Raw genomic sequence first — 24,981 nt, 5'->3', positions numbered from 1 at the left:
ATCTGCTGCCGGTGACCCATGGCCGATACGTTAGCTGCTAGCCTGCCAAGCCCGCGACGACTGGGGGCGGACGCCTTTTTCGCGGGCGGGATCGTGGTGATGCTCACGATCCTGTTCCTGCCGATTCCGCCGATCCTGATCGACCTCGGCCTCGCTTTCTCGATCGCGCTGTCGGCGCTGATCCTGATGGTCGCGCTGTGGATCCAGCGGCCGCTCGATTTCTCGGCCTTCCCGACCGTGCTGCTGATCGCGACGATCCTGCGGCTCGCGCTCAACATCGCGACCACGCGTCTGATCCTGTCGCGCGGCGGAGAGGGGGAGCAGGCTGCGGGCTACGTCGTCGCCGGCTTTTCCAAATTCGTCATGGGCGGCGACTTCGTCATCGGCCTCATCATCTTCGCGATCCTGGTCACGGTGAATTTCGTCGTGATCACCAAGGGCGCGACCCGTATCGCCGAAGTCGGCGCCCGCTTCACCCTCGACGCCATCCCTGGCAAGCAGATGGCGATCGACGCCGACCTGTCGGCGGGCCTGATCGACGACAAGGAAGCCCAGCGCCGACGCCGCGAGCTCGAAGAGGAGAGCGCGTTCTTCGGTGCGATGGACGGTGCCTCGAAATTCGTCCGCGGCGACGCCATCGCGGGCCTGATCATCACCGCCATCAACATTTTCGGCGGCATCGTCATCGGCGTCACCCATCACGGGCTGACGCTGGCGCGCGCGGCTGACGTCTACACCAAGCTCTCCGTCGGCGACGGCCTGGTGTCGCAGATGCCGGCGCTGATTGTGTCGCTGTCTGCAGGCCTCCTGGTCTCCAAGGGCGGCACCAGGGGGTCGGCGGAGCAGGCCGTGCTCCGGCAGCTCGGCGGCTATCCTCGCGCCGTATCGGCGGCGGCGCTGATGATGTTCGTTCTCGCCCTGATGCCAGGACTGCCGATGGCGCCGTTCGTGCTGCTCGGCGGCGTCATGGCCTTCGTCGGTTACTCGCTGCCGAAGCGGCAGGCGGCGCTGAAGCAGAAGGAGGATGCGCGCAAGGCCGACGAGCGCGCCCAGGCCGAGGCCAGGGAATCCGTCAAGGAATCGCTCAAGACCGCGGAGATCGAGCTGGCGCTCGGCGGCCACCTTTCGGTCCATCTGCTGGGCTCGCGCACCGAGCTTGCCCACCGCGTGGCCAAGATCCGCAAGAAGTTCGCCAAGCAGTACGGCTTCGTGGTGCCCGAGATCAAGCTCACCGACAACCTCTCGATCGATCCCAAGGGCTACCAGATCCGGATCCACGACACCCGCGTCGCCCATGGCGAGCTGCGGCTCGGCGAGGTGATGGTGCTGGTGGACAAGGACGGCAAGCCCGACGTCCCAGGCGACGAGGTGATCGAACCCGCCTTCGGCATGAAGGCGCTGTGGGTGATGGAAGCCTTCACCGAGGAGGTCAAGCGGCAGGGCTGCAAGCCGGTCGATAACCTTTCTGTGCTGCTCACGCACCTGAGCGAAGTCATCCGGGCGAACCTGGCCCAGCTCCTGTCTTACAAGGACATGCGGGGCCTGCTCGACCGGCTGGATCCGGAATACAAGCGCCTAGTCGACGACATCTGTCCGTCGCAGATCTCCTATTCGGGCCTGCTCGCGATCCTGAAGATCCTCCTCGCCGAGCGCGTCTCGATCCGGAATCTTCACCTCATCCTCGAGGCGATCGCCGAGATCGCGCCCCATGTGCGGCGTTCGGAGCAGGTCGCCGAGCACGTGCGGATGCGTCTCGCTCAGCAGATCTGCGGCGACCTCTCCGACAACGGCGTGCTCAACGTCGTCCGGCTCGGCAATCGCTGGGACCTCGCCTTCCATCAGAGCCTGAAGCGCGACGCCAAGGGCGACGTCGTCGAGTTCGACGCCGATCCGCGCCTGATCGAGCAGTTCGCGACCGAGGCAAGCGCCGCGATCCGGAAGTTCACTGAGAACGGCACCAGCGTCGTGCTGGCGGTGACCCCGGAGGCACGTCCTTATGTCCGCATGATCCTGGAACGGGTGTTTCCGACCCTGCCGATCCTGTCGCATGTCGAAGTCGCGCGCAGCGCCGAGATCAGACCGCTCGGAGCCGTGTCGTGATCAGCGGCCTCGCCGACAGCGTGCTCGTGACGTTCATCGTGTTCTGCCGCATCGGCGCCTGCCTGATGCTGGTGCCCGGCTATTCCAGCGTCAACGTTCCGGCCCAGGTTCGTCTGTTCGTCGCGCTCGTCACGACCTTCGCGCTGACGCCGATCCTGATCGCCGTGCTGAAGCCTCTGCTGGAAAACGCGCCGCCGATGACGCTTGCGCTGCTGATCTGCTCCGAGCTGCTGATCGGCAGCGTCATCGGGCTCGGCGGGCGCGTGTTCTTTCTCGCGCTTCAGACCATGGCAACGGTGATGGCGAGTGCGATCGGACTCAGCAACATCCCGGGAACGCCGATCGCCGACACCGATCCGGCGCCGGCCTTGGTGCCGCTGATCATGGCGGCCGTCACCACGCTGTTCTTCATGACCGACCAGCACTGGCAGGTGCTGCGCGGGCTGATGAACTCCTACGACGTATGGCATCCTGGCGACCGGCTGGGCGGAAGCATGGCGCTGGACCAGCTCGCGAGCCGCCTGTCGGAGGCGTTCGTGCTCACGCTGCGGATCACCAGCCCCTTCATCGTCTACTCGGTCATCGTCAACTTCTCCGTCGGCTTGATCAACAAGCTGACGCCGGCGATTCCCGTCTATTTCATCTCGGTGCCCTTCGTGCTGTTCGGCGGCTTCCTGCTGCTTTACCTCACCAGCGACGAGCTGCTGACGCAGTTCATGCTCGGCGTCTCAGCGTGGCTGGCGGAATGAGGGGGACCATGACGTCACGCGCAGAAAAACTCGGTCGCTTGGTCTCGCTGGTGAAGCTCCAGCTTCGGCTGTCCGAATGGCAGCTCGCGCAGTTGCGGCAGCAGGAGAGAAGCTTGCAGGACGAGCAGGCCTGGCTGGTCGGGGCGTTCAACGGCGCGGAACTGCCGGCCGGGTCGTCGAGCGAATCGATCGCGCGGCGCCTGACGTCGACGAGCGTTGGCGCGCGCGCCGTCCAGGTGCAGGCCTCGCGCCAGCTCGACCAGGTCCGCTCCGAGAGTCGCCGCGTCAAGCAACTCGAGCAGGTGGCGAAGGCTGCGCTGGCGGACAAGCTCCGCGAGGCCGAGAAGCGCTCGCTCGAAGACATGGCGGGGACACGCCCCGCTACGCCTGATTGGACGTCCATGACAGCCAGCCGGAATCGAACATGATCGTGACAGCGACACCCGACCTCGTTCTCGACGTCCTGGAGGCGGCCGATCCCGTGACGCAGCGCGCTGCGACCGCGAAGCTGGACGCTCTGAAATCGTCGGATGCCGATTTTGCCGCCACGATGGAGGCCGAGGTCGGCAAGGCCGCGGCCGGCGAGCAAGCGGCGAAGACGGCGGACGCGCAGGCGCCGAACGCTGCGCCGGTGCGGGTGATCAAGGCGCCGGCTTCGGGCGACGTGTATCGCAAGTTCGAGGCCTTCATCCTCCAGACCTTCGTCGAGACGATGCTGCCGAAGGAATCGGAGGAGGTCTTCGGCAAGGGCACCGCCGGCAGCGTCTGGAAATCGATGCTGGCGGAGCAGCTCGGCAATCAGCTCGCAGCGGGCAAGGGGATCGGCATTGCCCGGCAACTCGCCGCTGCGCATCCGGCAGTTCGGGATGATGCGAAGGCCGGATGATGGACTTTGAATGGGTGACGAACGTTGAGGGATGGACTTTCGATGCAGGCAGATGAGGGCGCGATGGAGCTGGTGATGGAAACGCGGGAAGCGCAGACCGAGGCGGTGACGGAAGCCGTGGCGGGCGACGCCCTGCTGCCCGTGCACGTGCCGGATGCAGGCGGTGAGGCGATGGTCAACCCGGGCGACGTGGCGAGGCCGGACGAGGTCAGCGGCCTGTTGGCGGCGATCCGGCGGCTCGAGAGCATCGTGGAGGAGGAAACGGTCGCGCTCGCGACCGGGAAGAAGATCGACTTCGACGACTTCAGCGCCCGGAAGAGCCGTAGCATGCTGGAGTTCGTCCGGCTGATGCGGGCGCGGATCCATCTCGGCGGCGAGGCCGAGATCACCGAGGAAATCCAGCGGCTGCGCGAGAAGCTCGAGCGAAACCGCTCAATCCTCGAGATGCACTACGACGCCGTGCGGGAAGTGGCGACCATCATCCTCAAGGCGATCAGGGACGCCGAGTCGGACGGCACCTATAGCGGTCGCGCAACCCAGGACCGCAAATGATCAGACTGGTGCTGGCCGGGCTCTGGGTTTGCATCCTCACCGCAGGCACGAGCTATGCCGTGGCCTACTGGAAACAGAACGGAAGCCTGTTGCCTGCGAAGGACGAATATCTCGACGGGCTGCAATACCAGAAGACGCGGGCGCTGAGCGTGCCCATGGTCGAGAACGGAAGCGTGCAGGGCTACATCGTCGCGCGGTTCGTCTTCACCGTGGAGGCGCGCACCATGCACCAGCTTACTGTCCCACCCGAGCCGTTCGTCGTGGATGAAGCCTTTCGCAGGATCTATGCGGACGAGCGCCTGGATTTCAGGAAGCTTGCCCGCTACGACCTGTCCATTCTCACGGCCGCCATCAAGCAGCGCGTCAACGAGCGGATGCAGGCCGACATCATCCAGGACGTGCTGGTCGAGGACTTCAACTACGTCTCGAAGGACGAATTTCAGCAAAAGCCGTGATCCGGCGCGCCGGCCGAGCCGCGCCGGCACGCCGTCGAATCCCCGGCTGAAAAGGAACCGGCCTCTGCGGCTGTCATGCCGCAGAGGCCGGCGTCGCTGTCGTATGGATGCCTCGCGGCGTCAGTTTCCTGCGGGGTACGCGGCCGGTGCGGCGTGCGCCCTGTTGAGGAGGATGCCGACCTCGTCGAGCTCCTGCATCGGCTCGTCCATGGCCTCGCTGACCGGGATGTTGAGCCGATATCCGACGTAACGCCGCGCCACGATCGCGTCGAAGCCGAGGCGGTCACGAAGCTTCTTGCGCAGCTTGCTGACATGGCTCTCGATCACGCTCTCGTCGAATGTGGATTCGAAGATGCCGTAGACCGCGTTGAAGATCTGCGTCTTGGTGATCCACTTTCCGTGGTTGCCGACCATGTATTCGAGAATGCGCAGTTCACGGCGCGGCAAGGTGAGGGCGCGGCCGGCGATCTCCGGATCACGCCCGTTGAAGAAAACCTGGATCCTGGTCTCGCAGGGCCTCGGCAGGTCGCCCGCCCGGCGGCGCGCGATCGCGGCCGTCCGGGCAAGAATCTCGCGTAGGTGAATCGGCACGTGGACGACATCGTCCACGCCCGACTCGAACAGCTCCAGCGTGTTCTTGAGCATTTTCTGGCTGCTTACGGCGATGATGGGAGCTGTGGATCGCTTCCGCACCGCCCGCGGCAGGCTTCCGCGGGCATCGGTGTCCCCCAGAAGAAACGCATCGACTGCTGCGAGATCCGATTCACTTGCGGATTGCAGCCAGTCCCAGAATTCTCCGGAGGAGAAGCCGATCGACGATACGCCTTCACGAACCAGCCCGCCTACGTAGCTGTTCGTGACGCTCTCGCGATCATCAACGATAATATACATCAGTCTTTCGCCCCTGTTTCGCACTTGCTGCGGCCGGTTGGTTGTTGTGATGCCCCGGCTCGGCAGCCATGCTGTTTGACGACATTCCTTCCCGCGAACCATTGTTCTGATTGAGATATTCGCGGGCAGCCTCACGCATTCAGCGCCTACGCATGCAGGCCTGCTACTTCGACTCGATACTGAACGCTACGACGTGGGGCTCGGCGGGTGTCTTACGGATCACCTCGCGGAGCGGATTGAGAAAACGACCTAGAACAGTTGCGCCAAGTTGCTCATCGCGTCCGAACACTACTGAACTGTGTCGATCTCCTCGCCAACGGGCGAGAATCACTTGTGTAGGACCGTAACAATTGCCGATTTCCGATCAAGCGCGCGCAACAAAGCTGTTGGTGTGCGAGCTTAATGCTGTTGGTTTGTTACGAGTTGTTTCTTGTTATATCTAAACGCATCAGTTGATTTAGATGCCGAACTATATCTGCCTCGGAGCGGTTCTAATTTTCCGCATCTTCGTAGAATTACAGCCATTTTGGGTAGCATAGCAGGGTGGACATATTGGAGGGTTTTCAACCCCGGATTGACTCGCCGCGGTGCACTCCCGCCTGCGACAATTCGACTCACGTATGGCGAAGCGACTCCAGCTTGGCGAAATCTTGGCGAGTGTGTGGCTTTCGAGTCGCACTCTTGCCTCGTGCATGACGCATTAGACTCAAATCCACGTCGCATCTTGCGTGATGAGATTTTTTCCGTGCGCACGTTTCAGGCAAGCTTCGGCAATTAGCTTCGTTCGATAGATCGAACCGAACGGAGCATTTTCATATGTTGTCCGATGGCAAAGCTCGTCCCAACGAGACCACGGGTGTGTCCGGGGCGGCGAAGCAGGCTCCGGAGGCGCGCGATGCAAAGGACAATGCGACGCAAGCGGCCAAGCCCGCTTCAAGCGCAAGACGTGCGTCCGCCGCGGCAAGTGACGAAGCCTTGGCGAAGGAAGCACTCGAGGGGCTGAAGCGTATTCGCGCCAAGGCGCGCCTCGACAAGATGGCGATACCGAAACCCGCACCCGCCGTCGTCCGTCCGGCCGTGATCGTGGCCAAGCCGCCGCCGCCCCGTCCGACCTGGGTCGCGCCGCTCGCAACGTTGGCCGTCGCCGTCGGGCTGGTGGTCTGCGCGTGCACGGGCGTGATCGCCTATCTCACCACGCAGCCCGTCCAGACCAACGCCGCGGCCAACGCCGAGATCAGGAATCTGCGCGACACCGTCGCACAGCTGCGCAAGCAACTGTCGGGCGTATCGGAAAATCTCGACGGCCTGCGCACGGCGGTCGATCTATCGAGCAAGGCGACCAATGATCGCTTCGGCCGCTTCGCCGAGAATCTCGATCGCATCGAGCGGGTGAGCTCGTCGTCGACGGCAAAGCTCGACAAGCTGGCCCAGGTGCAAGCGCAGGCCCAGGCGCCGGCGCCAGCAATGGCGCAGTCGCAGCCGTCGTCACAGCCAATGCCGATGATGGCGTCGCTCGGCGCGCCCGAGGTCACGGGGTCCGTGTCTCCGTCCGAACGCAGCTCGGCGCCGCGCAAGCCCGTCAAGGGCTGGTCGGTTCGCCAGGCCTATGAGGGAATTGCGATCCTGCAAGGACCGAACGGAGTCGTCGAGGCCGTGCTGGGACAGCAGGTGCCCGGCCTTGGCCGCATCGAGGAGATCAGGAACGAGAACGGGCGCCTGGTCGTCGAGGTCAGCGGAGGCGTCGTCTACTCCTCGCGCAAGGGGACGCCGTGATGCTGGGGCTCTTCTATTGGCGGTGATGCTCGAAGCTGGTGCATAGCAGCTCGATCTCCGCCTCGGCGATCGATGCGCGAAACAGCCGGCAGGTGAACTCGACCGTCGTCTTGCTGTCGCTGGTCGTGCGGTCTTCCCTGAGGAAGATGCACCGTTTGCAGACGTCGGTGTGGTGCCGCTGCTCGGCTGCATCCGATTGATCGAGCACGTGCCGCAGCGCGTCGCGAAAGCGGATCTTGCCGTCGTCGTCGAGAACGGCGATTGCGTCCACGAGAACGTTGACGGGGTCGCGCACCAGGAACTTCTTGCCCTGTTGCGTGACGCTCAGCATCACCGAGCGCTTGTCCTTTGCCGAGCGCTTGCGCTCCAGATATCCGAGGCGCTCGAGCTCGCCGATGATGAACGAGGCGGTGCCGCGCGTGGTGCCGACATAGCTCGCCAGCGCCGATGGCGTCCTGGAGAAGCGGTTGGCGCGGGACAAAAAGCGCAGTGCCATCCACTCGCGATCGCGCAAGCCATGCTTGGTGCCCTCGAACCACAAGATCCGCGCGACCTGCTCCAGTAATTCGATCGACTCGCGTGCTAAATTCATTTCCATTCCAGGTCGGATAAAGCTTTATTCAATTGGGCATCTGCTAGCGCAATCTGGGCGGGCGAGAATGAAGCTATCGAGCGATCCGTTCGGCTCGAAGCGGGAATACTTACCGCGCGTGGAAGACGCTTCTCCGTTCTGGAGATGGAACTTTCGCGAGTGGAACTAGAGCGTCACAAAGAAAGTTCGAGTAAATTGCGAAGCTCAAGTCTTCTGAAAATTTCAGTCAAATGAGTGGCGCTCGCACGCGTATTCGCGGCAGCGAAGAATCGTTTGCGACACTGGGCAATATGATGTGTCCTCGCCGCCACTGCGCGACGCATTTGTTGCTGTGGAGGCTCTCGAATGGCACGAGGGAATTGAACGCCTGCAACGGGCGAAGGTGTCGACGGCGGCAATAGAACCGCTCTTTTCGGTTAATGGATGTTGCGATGCGGCGCGGAGAGACGGTTAAATAGGGGAAGCGATCAGATACAGGGAATGCGAGATTGCCGTCTGCGATCGAGGACGCAAAGCCGTTCAACGCCAAACGCGCAGCATTGGCCGCCACCATCGGCAACATGCTCGAGTTCTACGACTTCATCACCTACAGCTTCTTCGCCATCCAGATCGGCCGCACCTTCTTCCCGAGCCAGAGCGAGTACGGCAGCCTGATGCTGTCATTGGCGACCTTTGGCGCCGGCTTCGTCACCCGGCCGATCGGCGGCATCGTGCTCGGCATCTATTCCGACCGGATCGGCCGGCGGCCCGCGATGCTCCTGAGCTTCGCGTTGATGGGGGCTGCGATCCTGACCATCTCGCTCACCCCGTCCTACAGCACGATCGGCCTTGCGGCGCCGATCATCGTGATCGTGGCGCGTACGGCGCAAGGGTTCGCGCTCGGCGGCGAGGTTGGACCGACCACCGCCTATCTCATCGAGATCGCGCCGCCCGAACACCGAGGGCTGGTGGTGGCGTGGCAGCCGGCGAGCCAGGAGATCGCCGCGACTGCCGGCGCCCTGGTCGGCGTCATCCTGAGCAAGACGATGGCGCCGGAGATGCTGGAATCCTACGGCTGGCGGGTGGCATTCCTGATCGGCGCGATCTGCCTGCCGTTCGGCTTGTGGATGCGGCGGACGCTGCCGGAGACGATCCCGCAGAGTAAAGAGGGGGCTGCGGCTCACGAACGCACGAACCACCTGTCGCTGGCCGGCCGCCACATCGGCGTCATCGCGCTGGCGTTGATGATCTTGGCGAGCGGCACGATCTCCACCTACGTCACGCAGTACATGACCACCTATGCGCAGAACACGCTGCATGTGACGCCGACACTCGCTTTCACCGTGTCACTTGTCGGCAATGGCCTTCAGATCGCCGGCGCGCTGTTTGGCGGCTGGCTTGCGGATCGCCTGGGCCGTAAGCCGATCATGGTCTGGCCGCAGCTCGCAGTGCTCGTGCTGACCTATCCGACCTTCCTGTGGATCGTCCATGCGCCCGGCGCGTTGTCGCTTCTGGTCGGTTTCGGCGTGCTTTCGATCATCGGATCGCTGCCGTTCACCGCGTTCTATGCCACCTTCACCGAAGCGCTGCCCCAGAACATCCGCGGCGGCGTGTTCGCCACGGTCTATGCGGTTGCGATCGCGAGCTTCGGGGGCACCGCGCAGCTCGTCGTCACTTGGCTCCTCCATGTCACCGGCAATCCCCTGGCGCCGGCGTGGTACCTCTTGCTTGCCGCGGTCGTCGGGCTGGTCGCGATGAGTCTGATGCCGGAGACTGCGCCGGTGAAAAAACGGCAGGGGCAGGCTTGAGCGCGGCGTGCGCTCGCAGGCTGGTGATTTGCGTTTCGCCGGCAACTGTTGGCGAATGCGTCGCCCTGGTGATTGGGAGGGCATCAAGAAGGGATAGACCGATGAGCATCGAAACCACCATGACATCCGACGTCGTCGGACTGACCAAAGCGGCGCCTGTCTCGCGTCGCGGCTTCATGAGCGCGACCGCGGCCGTTGCTGCCGGCTATACACTCGCGGCCGGGCCTGTCCGAGCCGACATCATCACCACCGACACCAATGGCCTGCAGGCCGGCGATACCAAGATCAAGGTCGGCTCCGAAGAGATGCCCGCCTACTATGCGCGCCCGGCCGGCAACACCAAGGCGCCGGTGATCATCGTGGCGATGGAGATTTTCGGTCTGCACGAATACATCAAGGACGTGACCCGGCGCCTCGCAAAACTCGGCGCATTCGCGGTCGCGCCCGACTATTACTTCCGCAAGGGCGTCGATCTGACCAAGGTCACCGACATCAAGGACCTGCTGGCGGTCGTCAATGCCAAGCCGGACGCCGAGCTTTTCTCGGATATCGATGCGACGGCGGCATGGGCGGGATCGCAAGGCGGCGACATCACGAAACTCGGCATCATCGGCTTCTGCCGGGGCGGGCGCATCGTCTGGGAATACGCCGCCCATAACGGTAACCTCAAGGCGGGCGTTGCCTTCTACGGTGCGCCGGTCGATCCCGCCAATCCGCTGTGGCCGAAGAGCCCGCTTCAGCTTGCCCCCGAGATGAAAGCACCGGTGCTCGGCCTTTATGGCGGCGCCGATACCGGCATTCCGGTCGCGCAGGTCGAGCAGTTCAAGGCCGCGCTGGAGCAGAACAAGAAGACGGCCGAGTTCAAGATCTATCCGGACGCGCCGCATGGCTTCCATGCCGACTATCGCGGCAGCTACCGCAAGGACGCGGCGGAAGATGCCTGGAAGCAGGCGCAGGCCTGGTTCAAGAAGTACGGCGTGCTGAGCTGACGCCGCAGCATGATCCGGACCCGAAGGGCCGCGTTAGCGCAAAGGGTGCAGCGGCTTTCCGACAAGATCATGCTCAAAGAATTGCGCGGGCGGCCTGATCGGCCACCCGTCCGATCTCGAAGGGCGCGCTCACCTCACCATCGCGCCGTAGACGATGTCCTGCACCTGCTCGCGGTAGTATTTGCGTAGCTCGCCGGGCGCCGCTGTTCCCACCACCACGACAAGCCGCTCCTTGGGATCGCAGAAAAACTGCGTGCCGTAGGCGCCATTCCAGGTGAACTCGCCGGGATTGCCGGGGACCGACGACAGGCCTTCGCTGGTGCGGACCGCAACTGCGAGGCCGAAGCCGAAGCCGGCGCGATGCGGCTCGACATAGGCGACGTTGTTCTTGATCTCGGGACCGAGGTGGTTGCTCGTCATGTGATGCACGGTCTTGGATCCGATAATGCGTTGGCCGTCGAGCTCGCCGCCGTTGAGCAGCATCTGTCCGAAGCGGATATAGTCGCCGACCGTTGCAAACGAGCACGCGCCGCCGCAGTCGAACTTCGTCGGCGCATCCAGCAGCTTGATGGCTTGCGGCTTGCCCGTCAGCGGATCGTTGGCAAATGGACGGGCGAGGCGAGGGCGCTGCGCCTCGGTCGGGTGGAAGGTGGCGTCCGTCATGCCGAGCGGCTGCCAGACGTTGGCGGCGAGATAGTCGCCGAGCTTCTGCTCGCTCGCCTTCTCGATGACTGCGCCGAGCACGTCGATCGAGAAGCCGTATTCGAACTCGGTCGAGGGCTGGTGCGCCAGCGGCAGGTTGGTGATGCGGTCGATGAAGGCCTGCGTGTCGCCTTCCAGCGCCGGCGCGACGCCGTCGGGATACTGCCGCGCCACCGGGCTCGAGCTGTCCGGGCGTCCGCCATACATCAGGCCGGAGGTGTGCCGGTAGAGATCGTGGATGAAGATCGGTGAGGCCTGCGGCTCCAGCTTGAGCGAGCCGTCCGCCTGGGGCAAGCCGACCTTCATGTCGGCAAAGCCTGGATAATAGTCGGATAGCTTGGCCTGGAGCGGCAGCCGGCCTTGCTCCATCAGCGTCAATCCCGCGACCGCCGCCATCGGCTTTGTCATCGACGCCAGCGCGAACATCGCATCAACAGGCATCGGTGTGCCTTTCTCCGGATCGAGCATGCCGTAGGCCTTGTAGTGGACCAGTTTGCCGTCGCGTGCGATGGCGACCACTGCGCCGGGCACACGCTTGGCGGCGATTTCGCGCGCGAAGAAATCGTCGAGCCGGGCGAGACCCTGTTTCGAGAACCCGACGTCGTCGGGACTTGCTTCCGGCAATGGCGCGGCCTGGGCCCCGCCGAGCGTGATGACGGCAGCCGCCGCCGCGATCATGGCGATCGTCTTCTTCATTATGTCCTCCCAAGGCGAGCTCGTTATGCGATCATTTAGCCCGCTGTGCCTTTAGGATCATGTCCGCGCCAGATTGAAGTCAAGTGCGGGGAAGGCGGAGCAGGGGCGCGCGTTGCGGATGTGGCGGAACTCTTGCGCGTTATCGTCCTTCACCTGCGCCCCACAGTGCGTCGAGGCCTTGCCGATAGTTCGGGAAGGCCAAGGTCACGCGGAGCTCGCGCTTCAATCGCGCATTGGAGACGCGCGCATTGCCGGCGTAGAAACTGCGTGCCATCGCCGACATCTCGGCGGTCTCGAAGGCTTCCTCGGCCGGTGGCGGAACGCCCATCAGCTTCGCCGCATAGGCGATCACGTCCTGAGGTGGGGCGGGCTCGTCGTCGCAGACGTTCCATGTGCCGCAGCCCTGATGGCGAACCGCGGCCATGATCGTGCTCGCGATATCGTCGACGTGAATCCGGTTGAAAAACTGTCCCGGCTTGACGATGCGCCGGGCGGATCCCGCCCGCAGCGTCGCCAGCGCGTTGCGGCCGGGGCCGTAGATTCCGGCAAGCCGCAGGACGGCGACCTCGCCGCGCGTCGCCTCCACCCAGGCCTGCTCGGCCGCTACCCGCAACCGCGTGCGGTCGAGGCCGGCCCGCGCGGGCGTGCTCTCGTCGACCCATGCGCCGCCATGATCGCCATACACGCCCACTGTAGAAAGGTAGATCGTCTTGCGGCCGCGGTCCGGCGCGAGCGCATCTCCGAAGGCTGCGATCACCGGATCGCCGGCGCTGCCTGGCGGAATCGACAAGAGCAGGACATCGGCCTCGCGAACCCGCTCGAGCAGGCCGCGATCGTCACCGTTCCCCGGGAACGGGTGGAGCTCGATGCCGGCGAGGTTCTCCCGTTTTGCGGGCTCGCGCACCGTGCCGGCGATATGCGAGAACGTGTCGCCGAATCCGCGGACGAAGTGCTGGGCACTGTAGCCGAGACCAAAGATGAAGAGCCGCATGCGTCTCCTTGCTGGTCGCCGCCGGACCCGTCCGGGGCCGGCGCGCGCTGCCTGCTCATAAGGGATTTTTGGGGCCGGCAAAAGATATTGCGATTTTACTCGTCCGCCAGTGCAAGCCATGTTCGGACGGCCGTTGTGGGGCAGGGGGCGAAGCGCCGCGGAGCCCGGTCAAATCAGGAGCACCATTGGAGAGGTTCTTGCCGCAGGCGTCGATCATCCAGGAGGAAGCGCCGGCGGCGCAACTGGTCCGGCGCGCCGCCGCGCTGATCTTCGATGTCGATGGCACCCTCGCGGAGACGGAGGAATTGCACCGGCAGGCCTTCAACGACGCCTTTGCCCGTTGCGGGCTCGACTGGCATTGGGACCGCGCCGGCTACAAGGATCTGTTGCGGGTGACGGGCGGCAAGGAGCGCATGCGCGCGCACCACGCGATGCTGCACAATGTTCCGCCATTGGCGGATGAGGACATCGCAAAGCTCCATCGCACCAAGACTGCGCTCTATGCCGCGCTGGTCGAGACGGGCTGCTGCCCGTTGCGGCCGGGCGTGGCGGCGCTGCTCGCCGCGGCAAGGTCGCGCGGCCAGCGGCTTGCGATCGCGACCACCACTTCGCGCGACAATATCGATGCGCTGCTGTCGCAGGCGCTTGGCGATCGCTGGGCCTCAGACTTCGACGCGATCGTCGCCGGCGACGATGTTCGGCACAAGAAGCCCGCGCCCGACGTGTACTTGGAGACGCTGGCGCGGCTGCGGCTCAAAGCCTCCGACTGCGTCGCGATCGAGGATTCCGCCAACGGCCTGATCGCGGCCTCGCGCGCGAATATTCCCGTTCTGATCACGCGCAGCATGTACTTCCAGGACGAAGATTTTACCGGTGCACGGCTCGTGCTGGACGATTTGTCGGAGTTGGCGCGCCCCGCATGAGGCGGGGGGCCGTGCGGCGTCTCGACTTCTGGTAGAAAAACGGCGAGAAGTGTAATTATAATCGGGAGGGTCGAGCGCCGGGGGAGCTTCGTGCCAGCGGATCAGGTCGTCACCGATTTTCGCAAGGTCTATGCGGCCGAGTATCGGGAGATCAAGGGGCTCCTGACGGACTCCCGCGAGCCGAGCGCCGCCGACGGCATGACGGGGCTCGCCCTGTCGGGCGGCGGGATCAGGTCGGCCGCCTTCTGCTTGGGCGTGCTGCAGGCCCTGAACGCGGCGGGTGTCCTCAGGAGGTTCGACTATCTGTCGACCGTTTCCGGTGGCGGCTACATCGGTTCGTCCATGACGGTGGCAATGTCCGCCGCCGCGCGCGCCAACGGTGGCGGCTGGCATTTTCCCTTCGGCAAGACCGGGCAGGAGGTCGGCGAGACCGACGAGACGCGCCACCTCAGGGACAATTCGCGTTATCTGCTCCAGAACGGCGCCTGGTCGGCGATATCGGCGGGTGTGATCTATCTGCGCGGGATCACGATGAACGTGCTCATCGTGCTGCCGTTCCTGCTGATCGCGGCGGCGCTCCTCGTGCTATTCAAGCCCGACACGCGCGCGCTTGCAGAGGCGCCGGCCTGGCTCGGCCTGCTGCCGGACGGCATCAGGACGAGCGGCTGGCCGCTGTCGATCTGCGCGCTCTTCCTCCTGGGCGTGCTCCTGATCATCTATGCCGTCGGCGTCTCGATCTCCCCCATCCAGCGCAAGTCGATCCGCACCGGGATTGCCAGATTCGCCGTGATCGTCCTGGTCGTGTGTGCCGTGCCGATGATCTTCGAGATCCACTTCGCGCTTCTCCGGGTCATGGTCGGGGCGAAAGCGATGGGCATAGCCGTGGCCGGTAGTGCGGCCGGCCCCGAAGAGACACATTGGTTCGACGCGATAGGACGCATCGTGATCGCGGTGACGCCGATCGTGGTGGCCATTCTCCCCTTCGTCCGGCAGATCGCGCAGAAGGCGGTGACGGCGGCGACTGAGTCCTTTGCGGACGCGGCCTCGAAATGGACGAGCAGGGTGGTGCTGATCGTGGTGGCCGCGATCGTTCCCCTGCTTTTGTGGATCAGCGTGCTCCAGTTCGCCTATTGGGGCATCGGCGTCACGGCGTGCACCACCCCGGAGCAGGCGCGATGTGCGGCCTGGGGCGGCGATTCCTGGTCCGGCCACGCTCCGGCGTTTCTCGCCGGCCACTCCTTCTACTGGGTCAAATTCGCCAGCCTGCGCGGCGCTGGCTGGATCTATCTGCTGAGTGCTGTCCTGTTGTTCCTATTCTGGCTGTTCCTGAACGTGAATGCGAACTCGCTGCACCAGCTCTATCGCGACCGCCTCGGCAGCGCATTTCTGTTCGGCCAGAAAGATGCGACGGGCGCGCTCGAAGGGGCGGATCACTTCCGGTTCTCGGACATCATTTCCGGCGCCTCGCCGTACCATCTGATCAACGCGGCGCTGAACCTGCCCGGATCGAACTTTGCCAATCGCAGGGGCCGCAACGCCGACTTCTTCATCTTCAGCAAGCGCTACGTCGGCAGTGAAGCGACCGGCTATGTCGATACGCGCCTCGCCGAAAAGGCCACCGACGGGCTGAACGTCGGCACCGCGATGGCAATTTCCGGGGCGGCCGCCGCGCCGAACATGGGCATGGCGTCGATGCGTCCGTTGTCGGCCACCATCGCGCTTCTGAACGTGCGATTGGGGCGCTGGATCCGTCATCCGCTCGACATCGTGAAGTACGCGGACGCGAATCTCGCCGAGCGATGGTGGCGCGGATCTGCCGGACCACTTCACCTCCTGAGCGAGGCCTTCTTCAAATCCGGCAAGGCGGTCACCGAGCGCCGCCCGGGCCGTCGCTGGGCCGGATTCCTCTTCCTGACCGACGGCGGGCACATCGAGAATCTCGGCATCTACGAACTCCTGCGCCGGCGCTGCTCCCTCATCGTCGCAGTGGATGCGGAGGCAGACCCGGACTACACGTCGGCGTCGCTGATCCAGCTCCAGCGCTTCGCTCGCATCGACCTCGGCACGCGCATCGTGATGGACTGGCAGCCGATCGGTGTGCGCACGAAAGAGGCCTCGCGGGGCGTCGCCTCCGGGACGCGCACGCAGGCACACGGACCCCATGTGGCGCTCGGGCTCATCGACTATCCGCCACTCTGGGAAGGTGGGGACCGTCAGCGCGGCGTGCTGGTCTACATCAAGTCTTCGCTGAGCGGCGACGAGAACGACTATGTGATGGCCTACAAGTCGCGCAATCCCGCGTTCCCGCAGGAATCCACCATGGAGCAGCTCTTCTCCGAGGAGCAGTTCGAGGCCTACCGGGCGCTCGGCGAGCATATCGGGCGCAGGCTGTGCGATGGCGCGGACCCTGCGACCGTCCCGTCCGAAGCACGCGACTTCGTCCTCGCGGGCGCGCGCGACCGCTTTCCCAACATCAGGCCGCTCGCATAGAACGCCTCGCGCATCGAGCGCGGTTCATCTGTCGCGCTTTTAGTGGAAACGCCGGCGCGGGCCGGACGGGTCCTCGTGGGTCTGCTCGACGATCTGCGCGATCGGGCTCGACTGATGGTGAACGAGGCGCCAGCCATCGCCGACGCGCCTGAAATGGTTGGCGGCAGCGAGCGCGGTGCCGTCGACGATCTCGATGCAGAGCACGCGCGCGCTGTCGCCGTCGACGATCGCCTGCGGCTCGGCACAGGCGATCTGCGGCCGCTCCGGATTTTGCAGGATGTCGCGCCAGCTCCCGATCACGGTGGCCCGCCCGACGATCGCCGGCCAGCCGGGATGGATGCACGAAATGGTGTCGTCGTCCGCCCACATCCGCTCCATGCCCGCGACGTCGCCCGTCGCGAAGGCGGCGTAGAAGGCGGCGTTGGCGGCGATGACCTTGCTGTCCTTCGTCATCCCTCTCGGGTGAGCCAATGGCGCGGAAAAATCAAGCGCGACTTCGGTTGATTTTGACCGCACCGCAGCATCGACATTGCCGCGGCTCGGATTGCCGTCACGTGGAGAGGTGTGTCTCCACCGCTCGCCGCGCGCCCTGCGCATAGAGGCGGCCGAGCGCGGAGGTCACGGCCTCGCGCAGGCGCGGATCGTCTCCGAGGGGACCGAACACTTTTCCGACACCGAGCAGCGCCGGCGCGAGCCGCTCGGCGACCGTCCCAGCCGCGCGCGCGAGCGCCGCAAGCTCGCCGGCCAGGGGATCGCGCACGTCGATCGCGCGGCCCTGTTCGTCGATCGCCGTGACGTAGCGCATCCAGCCGGCGACGGCGAGCGCATGCGTCTCGACCGGCAGGTTCTTGTCCAAACGGTCCTGCATCGCGCCGAGCAGCCGCTGCGGAAGCTTCTGCGAGCCGTCCATCGCGATCTGCCAGGTGCGATGATGCAACGCCGGATTGGCGAAGCGCCTGAGCAGCGAGGCGCCGTAGGCAGCAAGATCGGTGCCGGCGGGCATCGTCAGCGTGACCGCGGCCTCCTCCATCACCCGCGCGGCAAGGCGTGCGAAATGAGGATCGGTCATGGTGTCGGCGATGGTCTCATAGCCGGCGAGATAGCCGAGATAGGCGAGTGCCGAATGGCTGGCATTGAGCAGCCGCAGCTTCATCAGCTCGAACGGCCTGACATCAGTGACGAGCTCGACGCCTGCGGCAGCGAGATCGGGCCGGCCTGCGCAGAAGCGATCCTCGACGACCCATTGCGTGAACGGCTCGGTCATCACCGGCCATGCGTCGCGCATGCCAAGTGCGGAGGAGACAGCGTCACGATCGGCCTCTAGCGTCTCCGGCACGATGCGGTCGACCATGGTCGAGGGGAAGGCGACCGCATCGGCGATCCACTTGCCGAGATCCTTCGAGCGGAGCGCCGCGAACTGCGTCATGATCCGCTGAACGGTGTGGCCGTTGGCGGCGAGATTGTCGCAGCAGAGCACGGTGAAGGGTGTGAGGCCCTGCGCCCGCCGCCGCGCAAGGGCGGCGACGATGAAGCCGGGCGCCGAGCGCGGCGTGTCGGGATGGTTCAGATCGTGCACGACGTCCGGGTGCCGCTCGTCGAGATCGCCGGTCTGCGGCGTGTGGCAATAGCCCTTTTCGGTGACGGTCAGCGAGACGATGCGGATGGCGGGATCCGCCATCCTGTCGACCAGCCGCGCCGGGTTCTCGCGCGCAACGACGCTATCGAGCAGTGCGCCGATGATGCGATGCTCGGTGCCCTCGGCCGCGCGCACCGCGACGGTGTAGAGATGATCCTGCGGAGCCAGAGCGTCGCGCGTATCCGGGCTGCGCAGGCTCGCGCCGATGATGCCCCAGGAAGCGGCGCCGGCGGCGAGACAATCGTCGATGACGACAGCCTGATGGGCACGGTGAAAGGCGCCTAAGCCAAGATGCACGATGCCGGGCGTGACGCGCGAGCGGTCATAGGCCGGACGGCGGATGCCGGGCGGCAGCCCGTCGAAATTGGCGCGGCCCAGCCGCATGGTCGTCTCCCCCTTTGCTTTGCCGCTGCTTGACATGCCGCCCGTCCTCGGTCAATGCTCTGGTCAATTGGTAAGACCAATTTTCCAAAATTGGCGGGCCGCCGGACGCGAAGCATCCGGCGAGACCCTTTCGGGAGGCCAGCGTGCCGCTGGAAGCTGTGGAGGCGAGACGGCTCTATCGCCAGGTCGCCGATCAATTGCGAAGCCTGATCGACAGCGGTGAATACGCGGTCGGCAGCCGCTTGCCGACCGAGCGCGAGCTCGCCGAGCAGCTCAAGGTGTCGCGGCCGACGGTGCGCGAAGCCCTGATCGCGCTCGAAGTCGAGGGCCGAGTCCGCATTCGTGTCGGTTCAGGCATCTATGTGATCGAACCTGCGGGCCTTGCTGCACCCGTGCCGGCGGCCGCGGTCATCGAGGGGCCGTTCGAGCTGCTGCGTGCTCGCGAATTCCTCGAGAGTGCGATCGCCGAGCAGGCCGCGCGCGTGGCGACGAAGGACGACGTCGCACGCATCGATGCCGCCCTGGTCGCGATGGAGAATGTCGAGCACCCCGGCGAAGCCTCGATGATCCACGACCGCGCCTTCCATATCGCCATCGCCGGAAGTCTCGGCAATGCGGTTCTGGTGCGCGTGGTCGGTGAGCTGTTCGACCAGCGTCTCAATCCCTATTTCGCACAGCTTGCGCATTATTTCGAGAACCCGGGCACGTGGCGCACCGCGCTCGACGAACATCGCGCCGTGCGCAACGCCATTGCCGCGCGTGATCCCGGGGCCGCGCGCGAGGCGATGCGCAATCATCTTGCCCGCTCGCAGGAGCGGTTCGCGCAGAATTTCGGCGCGGAGATCGCGACAGGATCGGCCGCTGGTCGAAACCGGCTGGCGCGATCGGCGGCAAAGCCGTCGAAATCCGGACGACCGCCGAAAAAACGAACCGCGAGCAGCGGCACGCGACGGCGATGAGATTGGGCGGCCCGCACCCGCTTCGGGTCGGGCGAACAAGAAACAGACTTGAGCGATGGAGGAAAAATCAGTGTTCAAGAAAATGACGACGGTGCTGGCGGTATCTGCCGCCGCAATGCTCGCCGCGACCAATGCCGGCATGGCGCAGACCAAACTTAAATGGGCCCATGTCTATGAGACCTCGGAGCCGTTCCACACCGCTTCCGTCTGGGCCGCGCAGGAGATCGGCAAGCGTACCAATGGCCGCTACCAGGTCGACGTCTATCCGGCGTCCCAACTCGGAAAAGAAGCCGACATCAACCAGGGCCTCTCGCTCGGCTCGGTCGACATCATCATCTCCGGCTCGAGCTTCGCGGCGAAGAGCTTCCCGCCGATCGGCGTGACCTATTACCCCTACACCTTCCGTGACGCCGATCATCTGCTCGCCTACACCAAGAGCGACATCTTCAAGGAGCTCGCCAAGGGTTACGAGGACAAGAGCGGCCATCACATCATCGCGGTGACCTATTACGGCGTGCGCCAGACCTCGTCGAACAAGCCGATCAAGACCTGCGCCGACCTCAAGGGTCTCAAGATGCGTGTGCCCGACGTGCCGGCCTATCTCGCGATGCCGCGCGCCTGCGGCGCCAACACCGCGCCGATCGCCTTTGCTGAGGTCTATCTCGCGCTCCAGAACGGCACCGTCGAGGCGCAGGAGAACCCGCTGACCACGATCGAGGCCAAGAAGTTCTACGAGGTGCAGAAGCACATCGTGCTGACCGGCCACATCGTCGATCACCTCAACACGGTGGTCTCGGGCAATCTCTGGAAGAAGCTCAGCGACGAGGACAAGAAGATCTTCACCGACGTCGCCCAGGAGGCCGCCGCCAAGGCGACCGAGGAGATCAAGCAGAACGAAGCCAAGCTGGTCGCCTTCTTCAAGGAGAAGGGCCTGACCGTGACCGAGGTCGACAAGAACGAGTTCCGCGACATCGTTCTGAAGAACGTCCCGTTCGAGACCTTCGGCTATCGCAAGGCCGACTGGGAGCGGATCCAGCAGGTGAAGTGACCGTACGTCATTCCGGGGCTCGCGAAGCGAGAATCCGGAATCTCGAGGTTCCGGGTCTGGTGCTGACGCACCATCCCGGAACGACGTGAGTTCTGGCCAGTTTGGGGAGTAACCACATGTCGACCGCCGAAATACACCGGCAGATCACCGCAGACGAAATCGCCCATACCTTCGAGGAGGAAGCGACGCCGAAGGTCGATCTCGGCATCTATGCCTTCGAGGACTGGCTGGCGCTGGTGATCTTCTGGGTGATGGCGCTCGCCGTCTTCCTCCAGTTCTTCACCCGCTACGTCCTCAACGACAGCTACGCCTGGACCGAGGAGATCGCGACCTACTGCCTGATCGGCGTGGTCTTCATCGGCGCGTCGATGTGCGTACGGCTGTCGCGGCACATCCAGGTCGATCTGGTCTACCGCTACCTGCCGCATCTGGTCGCGCGCGGGCTGTCGACGGTGATCGACCTGATCCGGATCGCGTTCTTCGGCTACACCATCCGCCTCGTCTGGATCTACATCCAGATCATCGGCGACGAGCCGATGACGACGATCAATTTTCCCAAGAACTACGTCTACTACGTCGTGCTGCTCGGCTTCGCGCTGATGTTCGCGCGCTCGGTGCAGGTGGCGCTGGAGAACTGGCGACAGGGCTACTCGATCCTCGAACGTCCCGGTGCCTACGACGGATCGGAAGGGTAATTTCATGCTGCTGTTGCTTGGAGGTTTTCTCATCCTGATGCTGCTCGGCGTTCCCGTGGCGATTGCCATGGCTGCGTCGTCGCTGCTCTACATCCTGGTCAGCGGCGTGACGCCGGATGTCACGCTGGCGCAGCGCATGATCGCCGGCGTCGAGAGCTTTCCGCTGCTCGCCGTGCCCTTCTTCATCTTGGCCGGCAACCTCATGAACATCGCCGGCGTCACCGGGCGCATCTACAAATTCGCCGTCGCGCTGGTCGGCTGGATGCGCGGCGGTCTCGGCCATGTCAACATCATCGGCTCGGTGATCTTCTCCGGCATGTCCGGCACGGCCATTGCGGATGCAGCCGGCCTCGGCACCATCGAGATCAAGGCGATGAAGGACCACGGCTACTCCACCGAGTTCTCGGTCGGCGTCACTGCGGCTTCCGCGACGCTCGGCCCGATCATCCCGCCGTCGTTGCCCTTCGTGATCTACGGCATGATGGCGAACGTCTCGATCGGCGCGCTGTTCCTGGGAGGCGTCATTCCGGGGGTCGTCATGACGCTGCTCATGATGGCGACCGTCACCTACTTCGCGCACAGGAACAAATGGGGCAGCGATACGCCGTTCTCCTGGCCGCAACTCGGCTCTGCCGGGCTCGAGATCGTCATCGTGCTCAGTTTCCCGCTCGCGATCTGGCTGATGACGCTCGCCGGGATGTCGACCAACATGGCGGTCGTCATCGGGCTCGGTGCGCTGCTCGCGATCGACTGGTACTTCGACTTCTCCGCGGTGATGGCGCTGATGGCGCCGGTGATCCTGATCGGCGGCATGACGCTCGGCTGGTTCACGCCGACGGAAGCCGCGGTCGCCGCCGTGATCTGGTCGCTGTTCCTCGGCCTCGTGCGCTACCGCACCATGACGCTGAAGACGGTGGCGAAAGCAACCTTCGACACCATCGAAACCACCGCGTCCGTGCTCTTCATCGTCACGGCGGCCTCGATCTTCGCCTGGCTGCTGACGGTGTCGCAGGCTGCGCAAACGCTGTCGGACTGGATGCTCAGCGTCACCCACAACAAATGGGCGTTCCTGCTGCTCGCCAACATCCTGATCCTGTTCGTCGGCTGCTTCATCGACACCACGGCGGCGATCACCATCCTGGTGCCGATCCTGCTGCCGATCGTGCTCAAGCTCGGCATCGATCCGATCCATTTCGGCCTGATCATGACGCTGAACCTGATGATCGGCCTGTTGCATCCGCCGCTCGGCATGGTGCTGTTCGTGCTGGCGCGGGTCGCAAAACTCTCGGTCGAACGCACGACGGTCGCGATCCTGCCCTGGCTGGTGCCGCTACTGCTCGCGCTGATCGCGATCACCTACATCCCCGAACTGACCCTCTGGCTGCCAAAATACATGGGACTCTCCAAATGACCTCCACAGCTCTCGCCGCAACCCTGTTCGGCCCCGAAGATCTGCGCATGATCGAGCATCCGCTCGAGAAGCTCAGCGACGGCATGGTGCGCATTCGCTTCGGCGCCGGCGGCATCTGCGGCTCGGACATGCACTACTTCCGCCATGCCCGCACCGGCGATTTCGTCGTGAAGTCGCCCCTGGTGCTGGGCCACGAGATCTCCGGCGAGGTGGTGGAGATCGCAGGGTCCGCGGCCAACCTGAAGATCGGCGACCGCGTGGCCGTCAATCCGTCGCGCTGGTGCGGCCATTGCGTCGCCTGCCGCGAGAGCCGGCCGAACCTCTGCGAGAACATCTATTTCATGGGATCGGCCTCGAAGACGCCGCACATGCAGGGCGGCTTCGCCAATTATTTCGATGCCGTTCCGGCGCAGTGCGTGAAGATCCCCGATCACGTCTCCTATCAGGCCGCGGCGCTCGCCGAGCCGCTCGCGGTCTGCCTGCACGCGGTCGCGCGCGCCGGCAACATCGAAGGCAAGCGTGGCATCATCTTCGGTGCCGGCCCGATCGGGCTCTTGACCATGCTCGCCGCACGCCGCGCCGGCATCGCCGACATCACGGTCGCCGACATCGCACCGGCGCCACTCGCATTCGCGAGCCGGCTCGGCGCGGACCACGTTGAGAACGTCGCAGGCGGCGAGGACGGCCTGAAGGCGCAGGCGGCCGCACGCGCCTACGACGTCGCCTTCGAGGTTTCGGGCACGGCCGCAGGCCTTGCGAGCGCGATTCAGATCGTCAGGCGCGGCGGCACGGTGGTGCAGATCGGCAATCTGCCGGGCGGCCAGATTCCGGTGCCGGCGAATGCGGTGATGGCCAAGGAGATCGACCTGCGCGGCTCGTTCCGCTTCGGCTTCGAATTCATGACCGCGGTGGAACTGATCGCCGCCGGCAGCGTCGATGTGCTGTCGCTGGTCACGGCCGAGCGGCCGCTGTCGACTGCGCCCGATGCGCTTAGGCTCGCGCTCGACCGCTCGCAGAGCGTCAAGGTCGTGCTGACCGCGAACTGATCGGGGAGAAACGCGCATGATGTTGCAGGGATGGCGCTGGTACGGGCCCGATGATCCCGTGTCGCTCGACGATGTCAGGCAGGCCGGGGCGACGGACATCGTCTCGGCGCTGCACCAGGTTCCGATCGGCGAAGCCTGGACGCGCAAGGCGGTCGAGGAGCGCAAGAACTTCATCGAACACGGCCAGCCCGGCCGCTCGCAGCTGAGCTGGTCGGTGGTGGAGTCGATCCCGATCCCCGACGACGTCAAGCGGTTAGGGGGCAAGGCGACGCGATCGATCGAGGCATGGATCGCGAGCCTCGAGGCGGTGGCCGCGGCCGGGATCAAGATCGTCTGCTACAATTTCATGCCTGTCGTCGACTGGTGCCGCACCGATCTCGAATGGGAGCTGCCGAACGGCGCACGCGCCATGCGCTTCGACCAGGACCGCTTCGCCGCCTTCGAGCTGCACATCCTCGAGCGCCCGGGCGCGACCGCCGAATATTCGCCGGAGGCGCAGGCGCGCGCGAAAAAGCTGTTCGAGCAGATGACGCAGGCCGATATCGACTATCTCGTCATGGTCATCGCCAGCGCGCTACCCGGCTCGACCACCGAGCCCATGACCATCCCGCAATTCCGCGACCGGCTCGAACAGTATCGCGAGATCACGCCAAAGATCCTGCGCCAGCATCTCGCCGAATTCCTTGCGCGCGTCGCGCCGGTCGCCGAGCAGCTCGGCGTGTCGCTGACGCTGCACCCGGACGATCCGCCGCGTCCGCTGTTCGGCCTGCCGCGCGTCGCCTCGACGGCCGACGATTATCAGGCATTGTTCGACGCCGTGCCGTCGAAGGCCAATGGCATCTGCCTCTGCACGGGCTCGCTCGGTGTGCGTGCCGAAAATAATCTGCCGGCGATGGCCGAGCGCTTCGGCCCGCGCATCGCGTTTGCGCATCTGCGTGCGACCAAGCGGGAGGCCGACGGCCTGTCCTTCTACGAGTCCGATCATCTCGACGGCGACGTCGACATGGTCGCGGTGCTGAAGGCGCTGTTGAAAGAGAACGCGCGGCGCTCACCGGACCGGCAGATCGTCTTCCGCCCCGATCACGGCCATCGCATGCTCGACGATCTCGCCGCCACCAAGCGCACCAATCCCGGCTACACCGCGATTGGTCGCCTCCGCGGCCTCGCCGAGCTCCGCGGTGTGATCCGCGCGATCGAACATCAGTAGCGCCGGGCGGTAACCTGAT

Annotated in this window: 23 protein-coding genes; 17 read left to right on the top strand and 6 right to left on the bottom strand. The window is 64.8% G+C overall.

The annotated features are described in order from the left end of the window. Positions 1 to 18 precede the first annotated feature (18 nt). The 6 genes from flhA to AYJ54_RS35245 are packed head-to-tail and all read left to right on the top strand — an operon-like array spanning position 19 to position 4,742. Complete coding sequence (flhA, locus tag AYJ54_RS35270) at positions 19 to 2,100, top strand: flagellar biosynthesis protein FlhA (protein WP_063706422.1); 2,082 nt, start codon at positions 19 to 21, stop codon at positions 2,098 to 2,100. Continuing rightward, positions 2,097 to 2,849: a flagellar biosynthesis protein FliR gene (fliR, locus tag AYJ54_RS35265; RefSeq protein ID WP_063706421.1), complete on the top strand. Its 753-nt coding sequence runs from the start codon at positions 2,097 to 2,099 to the stop codon at positions 2,847 to 2,849. Before flhA ends, fliR begins: the two co-directional genes overlap by 4 nt. An 8-nt stretch (positions 2,850 to 2,857) precedes the next feature. Next, complete coding sequence (locus tag AYJ54_RS35260) at positions 2,858 to 3,277, top strand: hypothetical protein (protein ID WP_063706420.1); 420 nt, start codon at positions 2,858 to 2,860, stop codon at positions 3,275 to 3,277. Further along, positions 3,274 to 3,735, top strand: a complete 462-nt coding sequence (locus AYJ54_RS35255) for a rod-binding protein (RefSeq protein ID WP_063706419.1) — start codon at positions 3,274 to 3,276, stop codon at positions 3,733 to 3,735. The genes AYJ54_RS35260 and AYJ54_RS35255 overlap by 4 nt, the downstream gene beginning before the upstream one ends. A gap of 42 nt (positions 3,736 to 3,777) precedes the next feature. Next, a complete protein-coding gene (locus tag AYJ54_RS35250; protein ID WP_063706418.1) occupies positions 3,778 to 4,287 on the top strand; it encodes a hypothetical protein in 510 nt (169 codons plus the stop codon). Next, a complete protein-coding gene (locus AYJ54_RS35245; RefSeq protein ID WP_063706417.1) occupies positions 4,284 to 4,742 on the top strand; it encodes a hypothetical protein in 459 nt (152 codons plus the stop codon). The genes AYJ54_RS35250 and AYJ54_RS35245 overlap by 4 nt, the downstream gene beginning before the upstream one ends. Before the next feature lie 120 nt (positions 4,743 to 4,862). Here the strand turns inward: AYJ54_RS35245 and AYJ54_RS35240 are convergent, their stop codons facing one another. Continuing rightward, positions 4,863 to 5,633, bottom strand: coding sequence for a response regulator transcription factor (locus AYJ54_RS35240; RefSeq protein WP_063706416.1), 771 nt, complete (start codon positions 5,631 to 5,633; stop codon positions 4,863 to 4,865). An 816-nt stretch (positions 5,634 to 6,449) separates the two neighbouring features. Here AYJ54_RS35240 and AYJ54_RS35235 point away from each other — a divergent pair. Beyond that, complete coding sequence (locus AYJ54_RS35235; RefSeq protein ID WP_063706415.1) at positions 6,450 to 7,406, top strand: hypothetical protein; 957 nt, start codon at positions 6,450 to 6,452, stop codon at positions 7,404 to 7,406. 13 nt (positions 7,407 to 7,419) lie between these two features. On the opposite strand, the gene AYJ54_RS35230 is transcribed toward AYJ54_RS35235, so the two are convergent. Further along, the gene (locus AYJ54_RS35230) at positions 7,420 to 7,998 is read right to left on the bottom strand and encodes a MarR family winged helix-turn-helix transcriptional regulator (protein ID WP_063706510.1); all 579 of its coding nucleotides are present in this window, start codon (positions 7,996 to 7,998) and stop codon (positions 7,420 to 7,422) included. A gap of 560 nt (positions 7,999 to 8,558) precedes the next feature. On the opposite strand from AYJ54_RS35230, the gene AYJ54_RS35225 reads away from it, so the two are divergent. Then, complete coding sequence (locus AYJ54_RS35225) at positions 8,559 to 9,785, top strand: MFS transporter (RefSeq protein ID WP_082906007.1); 1,227 nt, start codon at positions 8,559 to 8,561, stop codon at positions 9,783 to 9,785. 101 nt (positions 9,786 to 9,886) lie between these two features. Beyond that, positions 9,887 to 10,774, top strand: coding sequence for a dienelactone hydrolase family protein (locus AYJ54_RS35220; RefSeq protein ID WP_063706413.1), 888 nt, complete (start codon positions 9,887 to 9,889; stop codon positions 10,772 to 10,774). A 129-nt stretch (positions 10,775 to 10,903) separates the two neighbouring features. On the opposite strand, the gene AYJ54_RS35215 is transcribed toward AYJ54_RS35220, so the two are convergent. Together AYJ54_RS35215 and AYJ54_RS35210 are read right to left on the bottom strand one after the other, a co-directional pair. Beyond that, on the bottom strand, positions 10,904 to 12,172 hold the full coding sequence (locus tag AYJ54_RS35215) for a serine hydrolase domain-containing protein (RefSeq protein WP_063706412.1): 1,269 nt from the start codon (positions 12,170 to 12,172) through the stop codon (positions 10,904 to 10,906). Positions 12,173 to 12,311: 139 nt separating this feature from the next. After that, positions 12,312 to 13,163, bottom strand: a complete 852-nt coding sequence (locus AYJ54_RS35210; RefSeq protein ID WP_063706411.1) for an SDR family oxidoreductase — start codon at positions 13,161 to 13,163, stop codon at positions 12,312 to 12,314. A 215-nt stretch (positions 13,164 to 13,378) separates the two neighbouring features. Between AYJ54_RS35210 and AYJ54_RS35205 the strand changes: the two genes are divergently transcribed. Then, entirely contained in the window at positions 13,379 to 14,086 is a 708-nt protein-coding gene (locus tag AYJ54_RS35205; protein ID WP_063706508.1) for an HAD family hydrolase, read from the top strand. 90 nt (positions 14,087 to 14,176) lie between these two features. Continuing rightward, a complete protein-coding gene (locus AYJ54_RS35200) occupies positions 14,177 to 16,576 on the top strand; it encodes a patatin-like phospholipase family protein (protein WP_063706410.1) in 2,400 nt (799 codons plus the stop codon). 39 nt (positions 16,577 to 16,615) lie between these two features. On the opposite strand, the gene AYJ54_RS35195 is transcribed toward AYJ54_RS35200, so the two are convergent. Next, positions 16,616 to 17,029, bottom strand: a complete 414-nt coding sequence (locus AYJ54_RS35195) for a nuclear transport factor 2 family protein (RefSeq protein WP_063706409.1) — start codon at positions 17,027 to 17,029, stop codon at positions 16,616 to 16,618. A gap of 97 nt (positions 17,030 to 17,126) precedes the next feature. After that, positions 17,127 to 18,596, bottom strand: a complete 1,470-nt coding sequence (locus tag AYJ54_RS35190) for a mannitol dehydrogenase family protein (protein ID WP_063706506.1) — start codon at positions 18,594 to 18,596, stop codon at positions 17,127 to 17,129. A gap of 143 nt (positions 18,597 to 18,739) precedes the next feature. Between AYJ54_RS35190 and AYJ54_RS35185 the strand changes: the two genes are divergently transcribed. The 6 genes from AYJ54_RS35185 to uxuA all read left to right on the top strand — a co-directional run bounded on the left by AYJ54_RS35185 (position 18,740) and on the right by uxuA (position 24,962). Then, positions 18,740 to 19,555 carry a FadR/GntR family transcriptional regulator gene (locus AYJ54_RS35185; RefSeq protein ID WP_063706408.1) on the top strand — a complete coding sequence of 272 codons (816 nt, stop codon included), beginning with the start codon at positions 18,740 to 18,742 and terminating at the stop codon, positions 19,553 to 19,555. 82 nt (positions 19,556 to 19,637) lie between these two features. Then, entirely contained in the window at positions 19,638 to 20,603 is a 966-nt protein-coding gene (locus AYJ54_RS35180) for a sialic acid TRAP transporter substrate-binding protein SiaP (RefSeq protein WP_430641454.1), read from the top strand. A 116-nt stretch (positions 20,604 to 20,719) separates the two neighbouring features. Further along, positions 20,720 to 21,298, top strand: a complete 579-nt coding sequence (locus AYJ54_RS35175; protein WP_063706406.1) for a TRAP transporter small permease — start codon at positions 20,720 to 20,722, stop codon at positions 21,296 to 21,298. A gap of 4 nt (positions 21,299 to 21,302) precedes the next feature. Beyond that, positions 21,303 to 22,709 (top strand): TRAP transporter large permease, encoded by a 1,407-nt coding sequence (locus AYJ54_RS35170; protein ID WP_063706405.1) that lies wholly within the window; start codon positions 21,303 to 21,305, stop codon positions 22,707 to 22,709. After that, a complete protein-coding gene (locus AYJ54_RS35165) occupies positions 22,706 to 23,755 on the top strand; it encodes an L-idonate 5-dehydrogenase (protein WP_063706404.1) in 1,050 nt (349 codons plus the stop codon). Before AYJ54_RS35170 ends, AYJ54_RS35165 begins: the two co-directional genes overlap by 4 nt. 16 nt (positions 23,756 to 23,771) lie before the next feature. Beyond that, positions 23,772 to 24,962, top strand: coding sequence for a mannonate dehydratase (gene uxuA / locus AYJ54_RS35160; protein WP_082906004.1), 1,191 nt, complete (start codon positions 23,772 to 23,774; stop codon positions 24,960 to 24,962). Positions 24,963 to 24,981 lie beyond the last annotated feature (19 nt).

This window comes from Bradyrhizobium centrolobii (assembly GCF_001641635.1).
GTDB classification, from domain to species: Bacteria; Pseudomonadota; Alphaproteobacteria; order Rhizobiales; family Xanthobacteraceae; genus Bradyrhizobium; species Bradyrhizobium centrolobii.
This window is presented reverse-complemented; position numbering and strand designations above follow the sequence as displayed.